The organism is Alteromonas gracilis (assembly GCF_002993325.1).
In the GTDB taxonomy this organism is placed as follows: domain Bacteria; phylum Pseudomonadota; class Gammaproteobacteria; order Enterobacterales; family Alteromonadaceae; genus Alteromonas; species Alteromonas gracilis.
Genome location: NZ_PVNO01000013.1, coordinates 1 through 15,899, shown reverse-complemented (window position 1 = coordinate 15,899; position 15,899 = coordinate 1). Strand labels below are relative to the sequence as shown.

15 protein-coding genes are annotated in these 15,899 nt (G+C 44.5%); 8 read left to right on the top strand and 7 right to left on the bottom strand.

Annotated elements, in window-relative coordinates:
• Position 1: 1 nt before the first annotated feature.
• Positions 2-1,132 (top strand): sodium ion-translocating decarboxylase subunit beta, encoded by a 1,131-nt coding sequence (locus C6Y39_RS04690; RefSeq protein WP_014948675.1) that lies wholly within the window; start codon positions 2-4, stop codon positions 1,130-1,132.
• Positions 1,133-1,275: 143 nt separating this feature from the next.
• Here the strand turns inward: C6Y39_RS04690 and C6Y39_RS04685 are convergent, their stop codons facing one another.
• Genes C6Y39_RS04685 through pspF form a run of 6 tightly spaced genes read right to left on the bottom strand, consistent with a single transcriptional unit; the run spans position 1,276 to position 7,848 of the window.
• Positions 1,276-2,079: an ATP-binding cassette domain-containing protein gene (locus C6Y39_RS04685; protein ID WP_105930163.1), complete on the bottom strand. Its 804-nt coding sequence runs from the start codon at positions 2,077-2,079 to the stop codon at positions 1,276-1,278.
• Positions 2,079-3,074, bottom strand: a complete 996-nt coding sequence (locus C6Y39_RS04680) for a peptide ABC transporter ATP-binding protein (protein ID WP_105930162.1) — start codon at positions 3,072-3,074, stop codon at positions 2,079-2,081. Before C6Y39_RS04680 ends, C6Y39_RS04685 begins: the two co-directional genes overlap by 1 nt.
• 1 nt (position 3,075) lies before the next feature.
• Positions 3,076-3,969 (bottom strand): ABC transporter permease subunit, encoded by an 894-nt coding sequence (locus C6Y39_RS04675; protein ID WP_105930161.1) that lies wholly within the window; start codon positions 3,967-3,969, stop codon positions 3,076-3,078.
• Positions 3,956-4,987: an ABC transporter permease gene (locus C6Y39_RS04670; protein ID WP_167390622.1), complete on the bottom strand. Its 1,032-nt coding sequence runs from the start codon at positions 4,985-4,987 to the stop codon at positions 3,956-3,958. The genes C6Y39_RS04675 and C6Y39_RS04670 overlap by 14 nt, the downstream gene beginning before the upstream one ends.
• A complete protein-coding gene (locus C6Y39_RS04665; protein ID WP_105930160.1) occupies positions 4,984-6,723 on the bottom strand; it encodes an ABC transporter substrate-binding protein in 1,740 nt (579 codons plus the stop codon). The genes C6Y39_RS04670 and C6Y39_RS04665 overlap by 4 nt, the downstream gene beginning before the upstream one ends.
• A gap of 3 nt (positions 6,724-6,726) precedes the next feature.
• Positions 6,727-7,848: a phage shock protein operon transcriptional activator gene (gene pspF / locus C6Y39_RS04660; RefSeq protein ID WP_105930159.1), complete on the bottom strand. Its 1,122-nt coding sequence runs from the start codon at positions 7,846-7,848 to the stop codon at positions 6,727-6,729.
• Positions 7,849-8,067: 219 nt separating this feature from the next.
• Here pspF and pspA point away from each other — a divergent pair, with 219 nt between their 5' ends.
• The 7 genes from pspA (at position 8,068) to maiA (ending at position 14,532) form a co-directional block, all read left to right on the top strand.
• Positions 8,068-8,751 (top strand): phage shock protein PspA, encoded by a 684-nt coding sequence (pspA, locus tag C6Y39_RS04655; RefSeq protein WP_105930158.1) that lies wholly within the window; start codon positions 8,068-8,070, stop codon positions 8,749-8,751.
• 75 nt (positions 8,752-8,826) lie between these two features.
• Positions 8,827-9,066: an envelope stress response membrane protein PspB gene (gene pspB / locus C6Y39_RS04650; protein WP_105930157.1), complete on the top strand. Its 240-nt coding sequence runs from the start codon at positions 8,827-8,829 to the stop codon at positions 9,064-9,066.
• Positions 9,063-9,509: an envelope stress response membrane protein PspC gene (pspC, locus tag C6Y39_RS04645; protein WP_105930156.1), complete on the top strand. Its 447-nt coding sequence runs from the start codon at positions 9,063-9,065 to the stop codon at positions 9,507-9,509. The genes pspB and pspC overlap by 4 nt, the downstream gene beginning before the upstream one ends.
• A gap of 205 nt (positions 9,510-9,714) precedes the next feature.
• Positions 9,715-10,515, top strand: a complete 801-nt coding sequence (gene phhA / locus C6Y39_RS04640) for a phenylalanine 4-monooxygenase (protein WP_105930155.1) — start codon at positions 9,715-9,717, stop codon at positions 10,513-10,515.
• Positions 10,516-10,729: 214 nt separating this feature from the next.
• Positions 10,730-12,286, top strand: coding sequence for a transcriptional regulator TyrR (gene tyrR, locus C6Y39_RS04635; protein WP_105930154.1), 1,557 nt, complete (start codon positions 10,730-10,732; stop codon positions 12,284-12,286).
• Positions 12,287-12,657: 371 nt separating this feature from the next.
• Positions 12,658-13,668, top strand: a complete 1,011-nt coding sequence (locus C6Y39_RS04630; protein ID WP_105930153.1) for a fumarylacetoacetate hydrolase family protein — start codon at positions 12,658-12,660, stop codon at positions 13,666-13,668.
• Between the two features lie 210 nt (positions 13,669-13,878).
• Positions 13,879-14,532: a maleylacetoacetate isomerase gene (gene maiA, locus C6Y39_RS04625; RefSeq protein WP_105930152.1), complete on the top strand. Its 654-nt coding sequence runs from the start codon at positions 13,879-13,881 to the stop codon at positions 14,530-14,532.
• A 58-nt stretch (positions 14,533-14,590) separates the two neighbouring features.
• Here the strand turns inward: maiA and C6Y39_RS04620 are convergent, their stop codons facing one another.
• On the bottom strand, positions 14,591-15,829 hold the full coding sequence (locus C6Y39_RS04620; RefSeq protein ID WP_240618812.1) for an IS4 family transposase: 1,239 nt from the start codon (positions 15,827-15,829) through the stop codon (positions 14,591-14,593).
• Between the last annotated feature and the right edge of the window lie 70 nt (positions 15,830-15,899).

Sequence of the window (15,899 nt, the reverse complement as noted above, 5' to 3'; positions counted from 1 at the left end):
CATGGATAAGTTAATGGTACTTTGGGATAGTACCGCGCTTGCGCATTTTGAAGCGGGCCAGTTGATAATGATGGCAGTAGGCTTTGGTTTACTGTACCTAGCCATTGTGAAAAAGTTCGAGCCATTGCTTTTACTGCCCATCGGTTTCGGTGCGTTGTTGACGAATATTCCGATTGCTGGGTTTTCTGAAGCGGGTGGTTTGCTTCATTACATCTATAAAATCGGCATTGATACCGGCGTATTTCCGCTACTCATTTTCATGGGCGTCGGCGCAATGACGGATTTCAGTGCACTTATTGCAAACCCTAAGATGTTGTTACTTGGCGCAGCGGCGCAGTTTGGGATTTTTGCAACCTTGTTTGGCGCTATCGCTTTAAACCTGATCCCGGGTTTTGAGTTTACGTTAAAGGATGCAAGCGCTATTGCTATTATAGGCGGCGCAGATGGGCCTACAGCGATTTTCTTAGCTTCGAGGCTTGCTCCCGACTTGCTTGGTGCTATTGCCGTAGCCGCCTATTCCTATATGGCATTAGTGCCTATTATCCAGCCTCCAATTATGAAAGCTCTGACGACAAAAGAAGAGCGCGAGATAAAAATGGGGCAGCTTCGACCAGTATCAAAGCGCGAAAAAATCATTTTTCCTTTAGCTGTGTTGTTTATGACTATCTTGTTCCTACCAGCTGCTACACCGCTTGTGGGCATGTTCTGTTTTGGTAACCTGATGAAAGAGTGCGGTGTTGTTGATAGGCTTAGCAAAACTGCTCAGAACGAACTTATAAATACGGTTACGATATTTCTCGGTTTGGCGGTTGGCTCAAAGCTATCAGCCGAAGCATTCCTTACCGTTGAAACTTTAGGTATCCTGGGCCTTGGTGCTATAGCGTTTGGTATTGGTACTGCCGCTGGAGTACTTATGGCCAAGCTAATGAGCAAACTTTCAGGTGGGAGCATCAATCCACTCATTGGTGCTGCGGGTGTGTCTGCGGTACCTATGGCTGCGCGAGTGGTAAATAAAGTAGGCCTAGAGGCTAATCCCCATAACTTCTTATTAATGCATGCAATGGGGCCTAATGTAGCGGGTGTATTGGGAAGTGCCGTAGCTGCAGGGATCTTGTTGGCGCTAGTAGGTTAGTTACAAATCTGGTCAAGAGCGACCTGACCATTTAAAAGTTAATTATACCAGTCCGCATAGATAGTTACCCACTCAGCAATTATCTATGCGGATTGGTATTATACAGATAGGGGCGCCTTAGCCCCTTTCTGCTATCTTTAGGCTTATCTAATGGTTTGTTGAGGAACGAGAGACTGATAAGCCGTAACTAGTTTCTTGGTGCGAATGTGCTGCGGCCATCTGAAAATAGTTTCTGTTTTGCCTTCTTCTACAATTTCACCGTTCTCCATTACAATGATCTTATCGGCGATATGCCTCACAATACCAAGGTTATGGCTTATAAATACGAACGCTAAACCGAGTTCTTGTTGTAGCTGCAAAATCAAATTTACCGTTTGAGAGCGTATTGAAGGGTCAAGCGCAGCAAAGGGTTCATCGGCCACTAGCACCTTGGGCTTTAATACAATAGCTCTAGCGAGGGCAACCCTTTGCTGTTGTCCATCGGACAGCATGTGGCGGTAAAAATAGTAGTGCTCTCTTAGTAGACCCACTTTCACCAACATGTCTTCTATGATTGGTTTTCGTTCAGCTTCAGACAGACCAGTATTTAGTCGCAACGGTTCATCTAAAATTTTGCCTACAGGCACAGCGGGGTTCATGGATTCACTGCTATGCTGCAAGATCATTCGAATATCGTGAGTGCGTTTTTGCTTATTGTCTTTCGACTGATACTTCGCTAAATACTTGTGTGTGTTAATTTCAATTTCACCAGCATCAGCGGGTAAGGCGCCAACCAAAAGTTTTGCAAGCAAAGATTTTCCAGAACGGTTTTCACCGATAATAGCGATTGTTTCTCCACGCTTTACACTCAAGTTTACCGGACCGAGTTGAAACACTTCTGGGCGCTTTAACCAGCGCTTTTTCTCGTTGTGAATAAAAGTGAGGTTTCTTACCTCCATAATATCCATCACAGCTTCTCCATATGTAACGGGTAGTGGCAGCTATAACTGTGATCATGAATCTTTCGTACGGCAGGTGTTTGCACGCATGCTCTTTGTGCGCGAGGGCAGCGAGGACCCAATCTACAGCCAATAGGTAAATGCTGAAGTGTAGGAATAGAGCCGCTCAACGTAGGCAAAAGGGATTTTGGCGGTAAGTCTTTCCTGAAACTCGGAGCACTGTCGAGTAACGCTTTAGTGTAGGGATGAAGCGGGCGTTTTTTAATGTGTTTCATTTTACCCGACTCGACGGTTTGGCCCGCATAAAGCACCGTCATTGAGTGAGACATACTGGCAATGGCTAACAAGTCATGACTAACAAACAATATCGACAACGAACGGGTTTGGTTCAAGCGAGTAAAAAGCTTCAAAATTTGAGTTTTGGTTGTCGGCTCCATACCGCGGGTAGGATCGTCGGCAATCAGCAATTTAGGCTGAGATACTAACGCCATGGCAATCATGAACTTCTGACCTATATCCGCGGGTATTTGATGCGGGAAAGCACTTAAGTAGTGTTTGTGGTGTTTAATCCCTACTTTGTGAACGGTGCTAATAGCAATTTTTTTACGATGCTGTGCTCGCTGCCAAAACCAACTGCCCTCTACAAACTCATCGGGAATGCTTTCTTCTAACTGCTCGCCTAGCGTGGCTGACGGGTCCAAACTTGCCTGAGGGTTTTGAAATACTACCGCGATTTCACGGCGCATTACTTCACGACGCTGTTGTGAAGACATGCCTAAAAGGTTCTCACCATTCCAGCTCATCCTATCGGCGGTTAAATGCCATTGATTGGGAAGGGCACCACAAATTGCTGACACAATAAGGCTTTTGCCTGAGCCCGATTCACCGACTAATGCACGAATCTCCCCAGTACTTACAGATAAATTCACTTTATCTAAGGCTTTAATCGTGCCTTCGCTACTCTGCATTTCTAGCGTGAGATTTTTAATATCAAGCATCGGCATATTAATGACTCACTCTTTTTCTCAGTGCAGAACGCAAACCATCGCCCACAATGTTGATTGATAAGACCATGAAAAATATTGCCATGCCCGGAACGGCGACATTCCAAGGAGCCAAATAAGTAACATCTAAACCATCGGCTAGAATTACGCCTAATTCGGGCAGGGGGGATTGGGCGCCTAAGTTAAGAAACCCTAATGCTGAGATGTCGATAACCGCAATGGAAAGGGCAAGCGTACCCTGTACAACGAGCATTTCAGTCATATTGGGTAAAATAGAATGTACAAAAAGCTGCCATTTGCTCGCGCCATCCAGTTTTGACGCTATGATGTATTCCTTCTTCATTTCAGCGCGTACGAAGCTGCGTGTGTGATGAACAAACTGAGGGATCAACGCCAGCGTAATCGCCCACATGCTATTGACCAAGCCAGTACCTAAAATCGCTACTATGATAATAGCAATAAGCAGTGTTGGAATAGCCATTAACGCATCTAAAAGGTGGTTGGCTACGCTAGAGCGAACGCCCCGCAGCATGCCGGCAAATGCGCCCAAACTAACGCCCATTAACATAGCAAGAACGACGGTGATAAATGCCGAACCTAGCGTTACACGACAGCCATATATTATCCGCGTAAATAGGTCACGCCCAAGCGCGTCGGTACCAAACAGGTAAGAAATGGATCCATTTGCCATCCAGCTAGGCGGTATCAGAAGACCATCAATGTTTTGCTCTAGCGCATCATAGGGCGTGATCACAGGGGCAAACAGCGCAAATACAACGAAAAGCGCAAGCATTATTAGGCCGAGCATTGAAATGTGGCTAGCTCTAAATGATGCCCATGTTCGCTGCCACGGCGACGGATGGAACTCTTCGTCGTATAGACTAAACTGCGGCACGTTCGTATTTCTCTCTGCTAGGGTCAATGACTCGGTTAAACAAATCGACGAGAATGGTTAATGTTATGACAAGGGTAGAAACCGCCATCATTCCTATCCGTAGGGCAGGGTAGTCACGCTGATAAATGGCTTGAATTAGCCAGTTACCAATACCGGGCCACGAAAATAAGGTTTCCACGATCATAGCATTTGTTATGAGGGTGGTAATCTGAATCGCCATCAACGGCAAAATTGGCAGTAAGGCGTTGCGCAAAATGTGGCGAAAGAATATTTGCCAGCTTGAAAGTCCTCTAGAAATTGCTGCAGCAATATAAGGACGATGCCTCACATCGATAACAGAACGCCTTGTTATTCTAGCCATAGACGCTGTAGCAATTGCGCCAATAGCAAAGGTGGGTAATGCCAAGTGTGAAAGCGCATCTTTTAATGCCAAGGATTTGTTTTCGATATCTGCAAATAATATATCGAGAAGAATAAAGCCAGAAACAGGCTCAATGTTATACAGCAGGCTGATACGGCCAGATAATGGAGCCACGTCCATCTGTAAGCTGAATACAAGGATGAGCAGTAGCGCAAACCAAAAAACCGGGAACGAATAAATCGTAATACTGGCGCTGTTGATTAAATAATCTGAAGTTGAGTAACAACGAATTCCTGCGTAATACCCCATAGGTATCCCGATAAATAGTGCCATTAGCATCGCGTATGTTGCCAACTCTATTGTGGCTGGCATCGCTATTCCGACCTCATCTCTTAGCGGGAGGCCTGAAGTAAAACTATAACCCCAGTCACCTGTTAGCAAATTGCTTACATAGTAAAAGAACTGATGTACGTAGGATTGGTCTAACTTAAACTGCTTTTCTAACGCGGCGCGTTGAATTTCATTTTGCGGTACCAAGCCTGTCAGATTTTCTAAAACGTCGCCTGGAAACAGGTAGGCCAAAGAAAACGAAATAATCGCTAATACAAGAAGCGTTAATATAAATAGCGTGCAATATCTAACGAGAATCTGGGTCACAGTGTTTTTTCTACTCCACCAAAGCGCACGCCGCCAAAGGGATTTATAGTTAACCCCTCCAGTTCGCTTCTATACGCCTGATAACGATAAGCATGGGCGATGGGTACCAGCGGTAAACGTTCATACAGTAGTCGGTTTACTTGTCGATAAATGGCTTTGCGCGCTTCAATATCATCAGTCTTAAGGGCATCGTTAATTAATTTATCATAATCTGGGTTACACCACATGGCTCTGTTAGTGCCAGAAGGAATAGCGCCGCAGCTCAATAATGGGCGGTAGAAGTTATCCGGGTCACCGTTGTCTGCAGACCAACCTATTAGCACAGAGTCGTGTAACCCTTCTCGTAAGTGTCGCCTAAACGTAGCCCAGTCGTAACTTACAATCGTCGCTTCAACGCCCACATCTCTTAGATATCGCTGGATCAGTTCAGCCATTTTTGTTGCATTAGGATTATATGCGCGCTCTACCGGCATGGCCCAGATAGTCATTGAAAAGCCGGGTTCTATTCCTGCGTCAGCAAGCAGTTTGCGGGCTAATACAGGGTTGTAGGCGGTGTCGTCAGCATCATTTTGAAATGCCCAACTGGCCGCAGGTAACAAAGTTTTTGCCCGAATAGCACTGTCAAAGTACACGGCCTCTAACAAGGTGTTTTTATCGATAGCCGCTGCCAGCGCACGCCTTACATCTGGGTTGTTAAATGGAGGACGTTGAGTATTAAATGCCCAAAACCCGATATTCAACCCCGGTTTCTCTGCCAGAATCAGGTCTTCCTTTGCACGAATAACTTCAAGTTCGGTTTGCGCTGGAAAGGCGGTGGCATCACACTCACCGGTCATTAACTTGGCTAGTCGAAGTGAGCTTCGAGGCGTAATATCAAAAATAAGCTGTTCTACGGCCGAGTATTCGCCCCCATTTGACTGAAAGCTAGAAGATGCGGGGGGCGAGGCAATCTCAGGTTCTTTGCTAATTTCAGAATTAGTTTGTTCAGACGCGTTTTCACTGTCCTCAGAGGATAAAGACAAACGCCAATAATCTTCGTGGCGACGATACTTTATAAAGTGATCTTTTCGATAGCTTTCAAACTTAAATGGGCCTGTTCCAACAGGCAGTTCATCAATTTTGCTTGGGCTACCGGCTTGCGAGAGCTGGCTGGCATATTCTTCTGAAAGGATCACCGCAAAATCAGTGGCTAGATTAGCCAGAAAAGAGCTGTCGCGGCGCTTAAGCGTAATTTCTACCCGGTAGCCATTTACGCGCTCCACTGACTCAATGTTTTGTGCAAGGCCAATGCTTTCAAAATACGGATAGCGCCCGCCTGATATATAGTGATAGGGATGAGATGTGAGTCTCCACCTGTCTATACTAAAAAGAACGTCATCAGCGTTAAAATTTCTTGTCGGCGTAAAGTAATCAGTGCTGTGAAACCACACGTCTTTTCTTAGTTGAAATGCGTAAGTCAGACCGTCGTTAGTGACTAGCCAACTGCTCGCTAAACTTGGCACTATCCGTCCAGTCTCTGGGTCAAAGTCAAGCAGACGGTCGTAGAGTTGATGGGACGAGGCATCGGATGTTGTGCTTGAGGTATCTAATTGAGGGTTGAATGTAACTGGATTGCTTTCCGAGCAGTAAATAATTCCCGTATTGTAGAACGCTTGTTTATTCTGTTTAGCGCAGGATGCAACGACAAGCGCCGTACACAAATATAATGACAAACGCTTCACCAAACCATAGGACATGCTTTACGCCTCGACTTTTTCAGCGGAAGAATCTAGTAAGTTATATTTCTTGAGATAGCCTCGGAGCTGATGGTATGTCAGGCTCAATTTCTCAGCCGTTTTCTTTTGATTAAACTGACTGTCTGCAAGAGCCTGTTTTATCATATCTATCTCATATTGTTGAGAGCGTTCTTTCAAATCTATGGGATATTCGACGATTTCTTGCTGATTATTGGGTGCTAAAGGAGAAACATCAGCTTTTTCAACAACAGCATTTGCTATAGGTGTGTCGGTTTGGGTATCGTGCTGGGGCATTTCAGCGCTTTTCACTCTGTCATTGGTCTTTACTCGACCTTTAGGGCGAAATGCAGATTCAAAAGGATCCAAAATAATTTCATGCACAGGTAAATGAGGGTTATTGGTCCTATATACTGCTCGTTCGACCACGTTTTTAAGTTCTCGGATATTACCTGGCCAGTCGTATTCTAGAAGCGTTCGTTTTGCTTTTTCCGTAAAACCGCTAAATAACTCCATCTCCATTTCACGTGCCATATTGATAGCGAAATTTTCAGCCAACATCATGATATCTTCGCGACGTTCGCGAAGAGGGGGAATAGTAATCACGTCGAAGGCAAGTCTGTCGAGAAGATCAGCGCGAAACTCCCCTGCTTCAGCAAGCGCGGGCAAATCTTCGTTAGTGGCTGCAATAAGGCGGACATCAGTTTTTACTGATTTACTGCCACCTACGCGTTCAAACTCACCGTATTCAACCACGCGGAGAAGTTTTTCTTGAATAAGCCCAGATGTATTTGCTAACTCATCTAAAAAGAGTGTGCCGTTGTGGGCTACCTCAAAGCGACCTTCACGGCGTTTTGCAGCACCAGTAAACGCGCCCGCTTCATAGCCGAAAAGCTCACTTTCGAGCAGGCTTTCGTTTAGCGCCGCACAATTGAGTTTGATGTAGTTCTGATCCCAGCGCTTGGATAGAAAATGCAAACGCGCTGCAATGAGCTCTTTACCCGTTCCTCTTTCGCCAATAACGAGTACCGGTTTATCGAGTGGTGCAATTTGTGAAATTTGCTCTAGAACTTCTAAAAAACTATTCGCTTGGCCAAGCAAATTATCTTGTTGTCGATACCTACTCATTAAATCCCTCAAAAGTTAGTCATTTCGACCAATTAGTAGTGTAGAGCAAAATTTATTGATAAACGAGTATTATTTGAATATAAAAAAATCTATTTAAAATAGAAGGTTAGCGCGAGAGTAAAGTTGGCAAGTATATTGAATACTATCAATACCAAGAGAAATCTATTTATCACGAGTGGTGTTTTTAACACTGACTATTTTTAGCAAGAGGTAATTATTATGGGTATCTTCTCGCGTTTTACAGATATTGTGAATTCAAATATTAATGCGCTTTTAGACAAGGCGGAAGATCCTGAGAAAATGGTTAGATTAATCATTCAGGAAATGGAAGACACATTGGTTGAGGTTCGCTCAGCATCTGCGAAGACATTGGCCAATAAGAAAGAAATCGTCAATCAGATTTCAAAGTACGAAAGCGACGCAAGCGACTGGGAAGCGAAAGCTGAACTAGCGTTAAGTAAGGATCGGGATGACCTAGCGCGTGCTGCACTGCAAGAAAAGAAAAAGTCCGCTGAAGCTGCCGAGGTATTGAGCAAAGAGTTGGCAATTGTCGATGAACAAATAAGCAAGCTTCAGGACGAAATTGGTCAACTTCAAGAAAAGCTGGCCGATGCGAAGAGTCGTCAAAAAACGATTATTATGCGCCAGAAGACGGCGAGTTCTCGTCTTGAGGTGAAAAAGACGCTAGATAGCACTAAAGTAGATAATGCAATGGGGCGTTTCGAACAATACGAGCGCAAAATTGATGACCTTGAGTCGCAAGTCGAAGCCTACGATTTAGGGAAAAAGACATTGCAGGATGAGTTCGCTGAGCTAGAAGCTAGCGACAAAGTAGAAGACGAACTTGCCGCACTTAAAGCGAAAGTAAAAGGTGCAAATAAAAGCACTGAAAAATCAGAATAAAAAGAATAGGGTGGGCCCTCCTGGTGTTCAATTTACTGGAGGGTAAGTACATCAGAGTTTGTAGGAGAGATTGAGATGGATGAAGGTACAATAGCAGTGTTGGTCATGCCCCTTGTGGTGTTCTCAATATTTGTTGCTCCGATTTGGCTTATTTTGCACTACCGTAGTAAAAAACAAGTTAATCAAGGACTAAGTGTAGAAGAGCACGCCGCTTTACAGGACCTAGCTGAAAAAGCTGAAAAGATGAGTGAACGCATCGAGACGCTAGAGGCAATTCTAGACAGCGAGGCGCCTGAGTGGAGGAATAGAGCATGAGAAACGGTAAACAGCTCTATCGTAATCCAGAGAATGCGCGAATAGCTGGGGTGTGTTCAGGTGTTGCCGAATATTTTGGTTTAGAAACGTGGTTAGTAAGGATTTTAGTTGTTACCGGATTCTTTCTACTAGCCGGACCTTTCATATTTGTCGCCTATATCGCCGCATGGTTTATTCTCGATAAAAAACCAGCGGGATTGCAAAGCAACGCGGCAGCTCCAGTATTCTCAAAAGGGAAAGGTTGGACAAACCCAAACGCCGGTCAGGTAAAAAGTGCCAAGGTAGAGGTAAAGACCAAAGTGTGGCAGGCTGGAGAGCCTCCAAAACAAGCGTTTCATGACATACGCAATCGTTTTGAAAAAGCTGAAGTGCGTCTTCGTAAAATGGAAACGTACGTGACCTCTCGAGAATATCAGCTCAACAAAGAGATAAGTCGCCTTTAACTTTGTCTTAAATCTCGCAAGCTAAACGTATTTAAGCCGCTTCTTTGAAGCGGCTTTTTAGTATATAAAACAATACCTTCAATCTGCATTGTAAAACTCTTGTTACAGCTAAATCATAAGCCACATTAGGCAGGCTGCTTTTCGCTGTCCGGAATTTCATTACACTGATAGACAAGTTACACAACACTTATTGGTTAAAGAAGTTATGCCAAAAGCTACGCAATATCAGTCGAGACAATCGGATGACAACGGCATCATTCATTGGTCAGATGAAGAGAATCAAATCTGGTCCGAACTTTATGCCAGACAAATACCACTAGTAAAAGAAAGAGCATGCCAGCAGTATCTAGACGGGCTTGATTTACTGAAACTCGACGAAAAAGCAATTCCTCAACTACCGGATATCAATAAAGTATTGATGGAGCAAACAGGTTGGCAAACCGCTGAAGTTCCAGCGTTGATTAATTTCGGGGAATTCTTTAGGTTGCTGGCTAACAAACAGTTTCCTGTAGCAACATTTATTCGCACGAGAGAAGAGTTTGACTATCTTCAGGAGCCGGACATCTTTCACGAGGTATTTGGCCATTGCCCGTTGTTAACGAACCCTGCGTTCGCGCACTTCACACACACCTACGGAAAATTAGGTCTTGCTGCGAGCAAAGAAGACAGAGTATACCTGGCGCGTCTTTACTGGTTCACCGTAGAGTTCGGTTTAGTGAGAGCTAGAGATGAATTGAAGATATATGGCGGCGGCATATTATCCTCCCCTGGTGAGACAATTTATGCGTTAGACAGCGATACGCCTCTGCGCAACCCGCTTAGCGCAATCGACGCGCTTCGCACTCCATATCGCATTGATATTATGCAACCGCTTTATTACGTATTGCCTGAGTTTGATTATCTTTTTGAACTTGCCGAAATGGATATTATGGCTCTTGTAGAAAAAGCAAAGTCTCTCGGGTTATTTTCCCCGCTTTTCCCTCCGAAAGAACAAAAAGCAAGCTAGCACTATTGTTAAAAAAATGTGTTTTGTATAGGATGCCGCGTCAGAACAGCGGCATCTTTGTTTCTGATGCTTAGTGACCCTAATTTACTTGCCTTTAGAAGCTTTAGCACCTGACTTCCTTAAAATTTAAACTTCTGTAACATTTCTCTTGTTATCTTTTTGTAAAAGTATGATACTCTGTACATATATGTTTACAAAGTAGCCTTAGCACCCTATGCGTCTAGAAATAAGTTGTCAGGACCGTCTTGGGATCACTCAAGATGTATTAGATATTCTCGTTAATAAAGAAATTGATTTGCGCGGTATAGAAATCGATCCGGCGGGAAAAATTTTCCTAAATTTTCCCAACATTGAGTTTGCCGATTTTCAACACCTCATGCCTCAAATTCGTCGAATAGATGGAATTGATGATGTTAAGACCACGCTTTTCATGCCAGGAGAGCGAGAAAAGAATCAGCTATCTGCTATTTTACGCACCTTGCCAGATCCTGTTTTTTCAATCGATGCTAAAGGTAACATTTTACTTTGCAATGAAGCCGTATGTGCAGGACTTGAAATTCCATATAGTGAAATTGAGGGCACTGAGATAGGCGAGGTAGTGAAGGGGTTTAACTTTACTAAATGGATGGACGGCAAATCGCCTGGGCCGCAATCTTCAAAAGTAAAATTCATTCAGCAAGATTATCTTGCCGATATGCTTCCTATTACCGTACCTGATGGCGACCAAAACATGATAATGGCAGGTGCGGTGGTCATTTTGAAATCTGAAATGCGATTAGGACAACAGTTCACTGCGTTTCACCAGTCGCCAACAGATAGTTTCGATCGTTTCGTTGCTCAGTCACCGTTAATGAAGCGCGTGGTTCATGAAGCGAAGCAAATTGCTGACTTAGACGCTCCGGTACTCATATTTGGGGAAACCGGTACGGGAAAAGAAATGATAGCCCGAGCCTGCCATCAGTCTAGCCGTCGCAGTGAAGGGGCATTTTTAGCGTTAAATTGCGCTTCGTTACCAGATAGTGTGGCTGAGACCGAGCTCTTTGGTTATGCCGCAGGTGCCTTCAATCAACCGAATGCAAAAATAGGGCTGTTAGAGCAGGCCAAAGGCGGCACACTTTTACTGGATGAAATAGCCGACATGTCTTCTCAGCTGCAAGCTAAGTTACTTCGGGTTTTAGAAGATGGTGAATTCAGAAGAGTGGGAGACTCAGAGCCAGTAAAAGTAGACGTTCGATTTATCTGCACGACATGTCGCGATCTTGGTCAACTTGTAGAAGAGGGACGATTTAGAAAAGAGCTGTACTATCGCCTAAACGTGCTCAGTCTGGTTATGCCGTCTTTAAAAGACCGCAGGCAAGACATTGTGCCATTAGCTGAGTCTTTTATCGTTCAGCACAGCACTAAATTAGGGCGACGCCCAGCAAAGCTGAGCAAGTCATGCGTTGATTTTCTTCAGCAGTATCCGTGGCCTGGCAACGTAAGGCAGTTACAGAACGCCTTGTATCGTGCTTTGTCACTGCTGGACGGAAAAGAAATTACAAAAGAAGATATCCAGCTTCCAAGTTGCGCACCGAGTGTTACCTACATTGATGAAAACTTTGAAGGTACGTTAGACGAAGAAGTGAAAAAATTTGAGAAGGACTTGTTAAAACGTCTTTATCCTTCCTATCCAAGCACACGTCAGTTGGCTAAAAAACTTGGGCTTAGTCATACAGCTATTGCCAATAAACTGCGTGAGTACGGCATAAACAAAGCAACGGTAAAGTTATAAATTTTTGCAGACGACGCGCCGCGCTTTTTCTAGTGTTTAAATAGCACACTAAAAAAAGCGCGCCTGCCTCTTGCTAGCAGCCCCTCACGAACGCCTCGTATTCCTGTTACGAAAAATTTACATCCTGCTCGACGCCTGCCCAATATGGCTGCAAGAGTATTACGCGAACTTACAGCGTACACCCTTTATTACAGCTAAATAAAACTTCGTACAGTGAATGCTTCTCAATGTGTGTCAACTAATGGCATAACTATACCTATGTAAATTTAGTTGCTCGTTGGCCCTTTTGAATAGTGTATACCTTTCAATCGAGTAAGCCGCTTTAATAAAACGCAAAAGCCAATTGAACGACAATCTTCGAGGGAATTTTAATGAAACTAGCCACCTATAAAAATGAAACACGAGACGGCTGCCTTATGGTGGTATCGAAGGATCTTTCTCGAGCGTGCAGCGCGCAAGATATTGCAATGACAATGCAAGATGCTTTGGATAATTGGAAGGAAATAGCGCCTCAGCTACAGATGAAGTATCAAGCACTCAACGACAATAGCTGTGACAGCGTACCGTTTGATGAATCTCGCTGTGAGTCACCGCTGCCAAGAGCCTATCAGTGGGCAGACGGAAGCGCGTATGTTAACCACGTAGAGCTAGTAAGAAAGGCGCGTAATGCAGAAATGCCCGAAAGCTTCTGGACTGACCCTTTAATGTATCAGGGTGGTTCAGATGATTTTATTGGACCAAAAGACGACATTATTTTACCTAGCGATGATTGGGGAATTGACTTTGAAGGTGAAGTTGCAGTGGTTACTGACGACGTGCCGATGGCTTGCACACCTGAGCAGGCTTCAGAACAAATTCGACTAATTATGTTAGTCAATGACGTGTCGCTTAGAGGGTTGATTCCTGGCGAATTAGCAAAAGGTTTTGGTTTCTTTCAGTCTAAACCCGCATCGAGCTTTTCACCTGTTGCTGTAACACCAGATGAACTAGGCGATGCATGGAAGGAGAGCAAAGTACATTTGCCTTTACGTTCCACCTATAACGGTGAATTGTTTGGAAAGCCTGAAGCTGGGCAAGATATGACTTTTGATTTTGGTCAACTTGTAGCTCATGCAGCCAAGAGTAGGAATTTAGGTGCGGGAGCTATAATTGGTTCAGGTACCGTGTCGAATAAACAAGGCACTGACCATGGCTCAGCGATTGCTGAAGGCGGTGTGGGATATTCCTGCATAGCTGAAGTACGCATGATTGAAACAATCAGAGACGGAAAGCCATCTACACCGTTCATGCAATTTGGCGATCGCATTCGTATAGAAATGCTGGATAAAGATGGGAACTCGGTTTTTGGTGCTATCGAACAGCAGGTAAAACCGCTTAATTAGTTTTACACGTGGAAACTACCTCAGCATTAGCAAGTCGAAATTTTTAGCTGGGGCAGTTTTCAAAAGGCTTTTTTCAATACTGCTGGTCTATCGCTATTTCTCGGCGATTTGACAAATCATGCTTAGGCAATGGAGTCGTTTATCAGGCAAACGTAACATTGTCTAAAGCATTGTAATTAACGTGTAATCAATGACAGGTGTTGTTATTTCATGAGTATTAAACTTTACGGCTACTGGCGCTCAACTGCGTCTTATCGAGTTCGCATTGCGCTTAACTTAAAAGGCGTCGAGTATGAGTACGTGCCGATACATCTTGTAAATAACGGCGGCGAGCAGCATAGCAGCGAATACAGCCGTCTTAATCCCGCACACTTGGTACCTACCTTCGTCGACGAAGATGAAGATATCATTCTGAATCAGTCTCTATCGATCATTGAATATCTTGATGAAAGATATGAAAGCGATTATCAACTTATTCCAGAGCACCGCACAGAAAGAGCAAGGGTGAGGGCGCTGGCGCAAGATATAGCCTGTGACATTCAGCCAATAGGAAACCTTCGCGTATTAAACGCTTTAAAAGGAAACTTTGACGCAACACAAGAGGATGTTGAAAGATGGGCGGCCCATTGGATAACACTGGGTTTTGACGGAATTGAAAAACGACTTCAAACCCAAGCTGGTAAGTATTGCTTTGATTTTGATGTGACGCTTGCTGATATTTGTTTAGTACCGCAAGTTTACAATGCGCAGCGGTTTAATGTAGATATGAGTCGCTATCCGCTGATCAGCAAAATAGCAAAAAACTGTAACGAGTTGAGTGAATTTGAATTGGCTAAGCCCGAGAGTCAAATCGACGCGATTTAAGTAGTGGGGTCAGAGTAGGAATGTACTCTGACCCTGAGGGATCCCCACGAATTTAATTTCATGTGCCTGCGGCCCAGGCCCCGTCGACTATGGAGCTGTACCATGTGAGTGCAGCTTTCCACTGTCGCATAGTGAATCTTATTCGGCAAGCAACAGCTCTCAGGCCGAGATAGTGGAATGACAGCACGCTTCTGGTTTCGGTATTGGCCTGGAAGCGCCGATGTTTATTCGAAGAGACGACCACCATACCCAGTAGTATAGCCACGAGTGACGCTAACGTAGTGAGCAATACCAGGATTGTTAGACGCTGCTTTTTCACGCTTTTATTTTGCTCATAGCCAAGCCCGAACTTGGTACTTTTCATGTCCCTAAAGCCTTCTTCAATCTGCATGCGCTGGCGATAAATAGCCACGACCTGTTTCGATAAGCGTCGATGAGATGCTAGTGATGTCGCCAACAGCCACGGGTCTTTCGCGCCTTGCGCATGGACTTTCGACCGCTTTGAGGCTTTGCGTGTACCGTCTGGATTTGAAGCGTGGCGTCCTTTCGTTTTCTGCTTGAACAGAACTAACGTACAGGCAAAGGGGTTACCTCTAGCTATTTCGCTGTTATCAAAGCGCTTTGGTCGTCCTGTCGCTTGAGCATAAAGGTGACGAATACACTGCCACGAATTTCCTCTATCAAGCGAGTAAAAGTGTGGCTTACGAATACGCCCGACAATATCCCAGCCTAACGCTGATACTTCCCTGAACCAAGGTGATTTATACCCTGCGTCGGTGACGATAATGGGCCGACAGTGTGAAGGTAATATGGCGTGCAAAGTTTTTAAGAATGCCTTGTGCGTAGCTGGTTTCTCTTTGGTCTTGTTGCAGTGAACTTCTTGATAAAGTGTGACGGGTCTACCTTTTAAAGATATTGCCGCGCGTAAAAGAAAATGTGCTTTACGGTCGTCTAAATCTGACCAGTCGATTGAGATAACAGGGCGTGATGTACTGCCACAAAATAGTTGGCATATAGATGCATAGACAAACGGTGTTTCACTTAATAGATGCGGGTTTGAAAGCAAGCGGTCGGCACGTTTAATCCGATGCTTCTCAAAGGCTTTATTGCTAATACCTCGACCTATGCTGGTTACGGTTGCTGCGCTCCCATCAAGAAGGCTTTTCACGCACGCCGTTAGTGCATCCTGACGAGCTTTATGCATTTTATAGCTGACAAGCGATACGACATTGTTCACAATAGATAGGGCATTCATGGCAGTTTGGTCTCGGTGATTTTTGGCGATTGATCTGATCACTAAACACCATGAATGTTCCTATCTTTCTTATCTCACTGATATCGTTATATTATTTGTGGGGATACCTCAG

Coding starts and splice junctions, on each gene's coding strand:
- C6Y39_RS04690 (WP_014948675.1), top strand. CDS start 2: ATGGATAAGTTAATGGTACTTTGGGATAGTACCGCGCTTGCGCATTTT.
- C6Y39_RS04685 (WP_105930163.1), bottom strand. CDS start 2,079: ATGGATATTATGGAGGTAAGAAACCTCACTTTTATTCACAACGAGAAA.
- C6Y39_RS04680 (WP_105930162.1), bottom strand. CDS start 3,074: ATGCCGATGCTTGATATTAAAAATCTCACGCTAGAAATGCAGAGTAGC.
- C6Y39_RS04665 (WP_105930160.1), bottom strand. CDS start 6,723: ATGTCCTATGGTTTGGTGAAGCGTTTGTCATTATATTTGTGTACGGCG.
- pspF (WP_105930159.1), bottom strand. CDS start 7,848: ATGAGTAGGTATCGACAACAAGATAATTTGCTTGGCCAAGCGAATAGT.
- pspA (WP_105930158.1), top strand. CDS start 8,068: ATGGGTATCTTCTCGCGTTTTACAGATATTGTGAATTCAAATATTAAT.
- pspB (WP_105930157.1), top strand. CDS start 8,827: ATGGATGAAGGTACAATAGCAGTGTTGGTCATGCCCCTTGTGGTGTTC.
- pspC (WP_105930156.1), top strand. CDS start 9,063: ATGAGAAACGGTAAACAGCTCTATCGTAATCCAGAGAATGCGCGAATA.
- phhA (WP_105930155.1), top strand. CDS start 9,715: ATGCCAAAAGCTACGCAATATCAGTCGAGACAATCGGATGACAACGGC.
- tyrR (WP_105930154.1), top strand. CDS start 10,730: ATGCGTCTAGAAATAAGTTGTCAGGACCGTCTTGGGATCACTCAAGAT.
- C6Y39_RS04630 (WP_105930153.1), top strand. CDS start 12,658: ATGAAACTAGCCACCTATAAAAATGAAACACGAGACGGCTGCCTTATG.
- maiA (WP_105930152.1), top strand. CDS start 13,879: ATGAGTATTAAACTTTACGGCTACTGGCGCTCAACTGCGTCTTATCGA.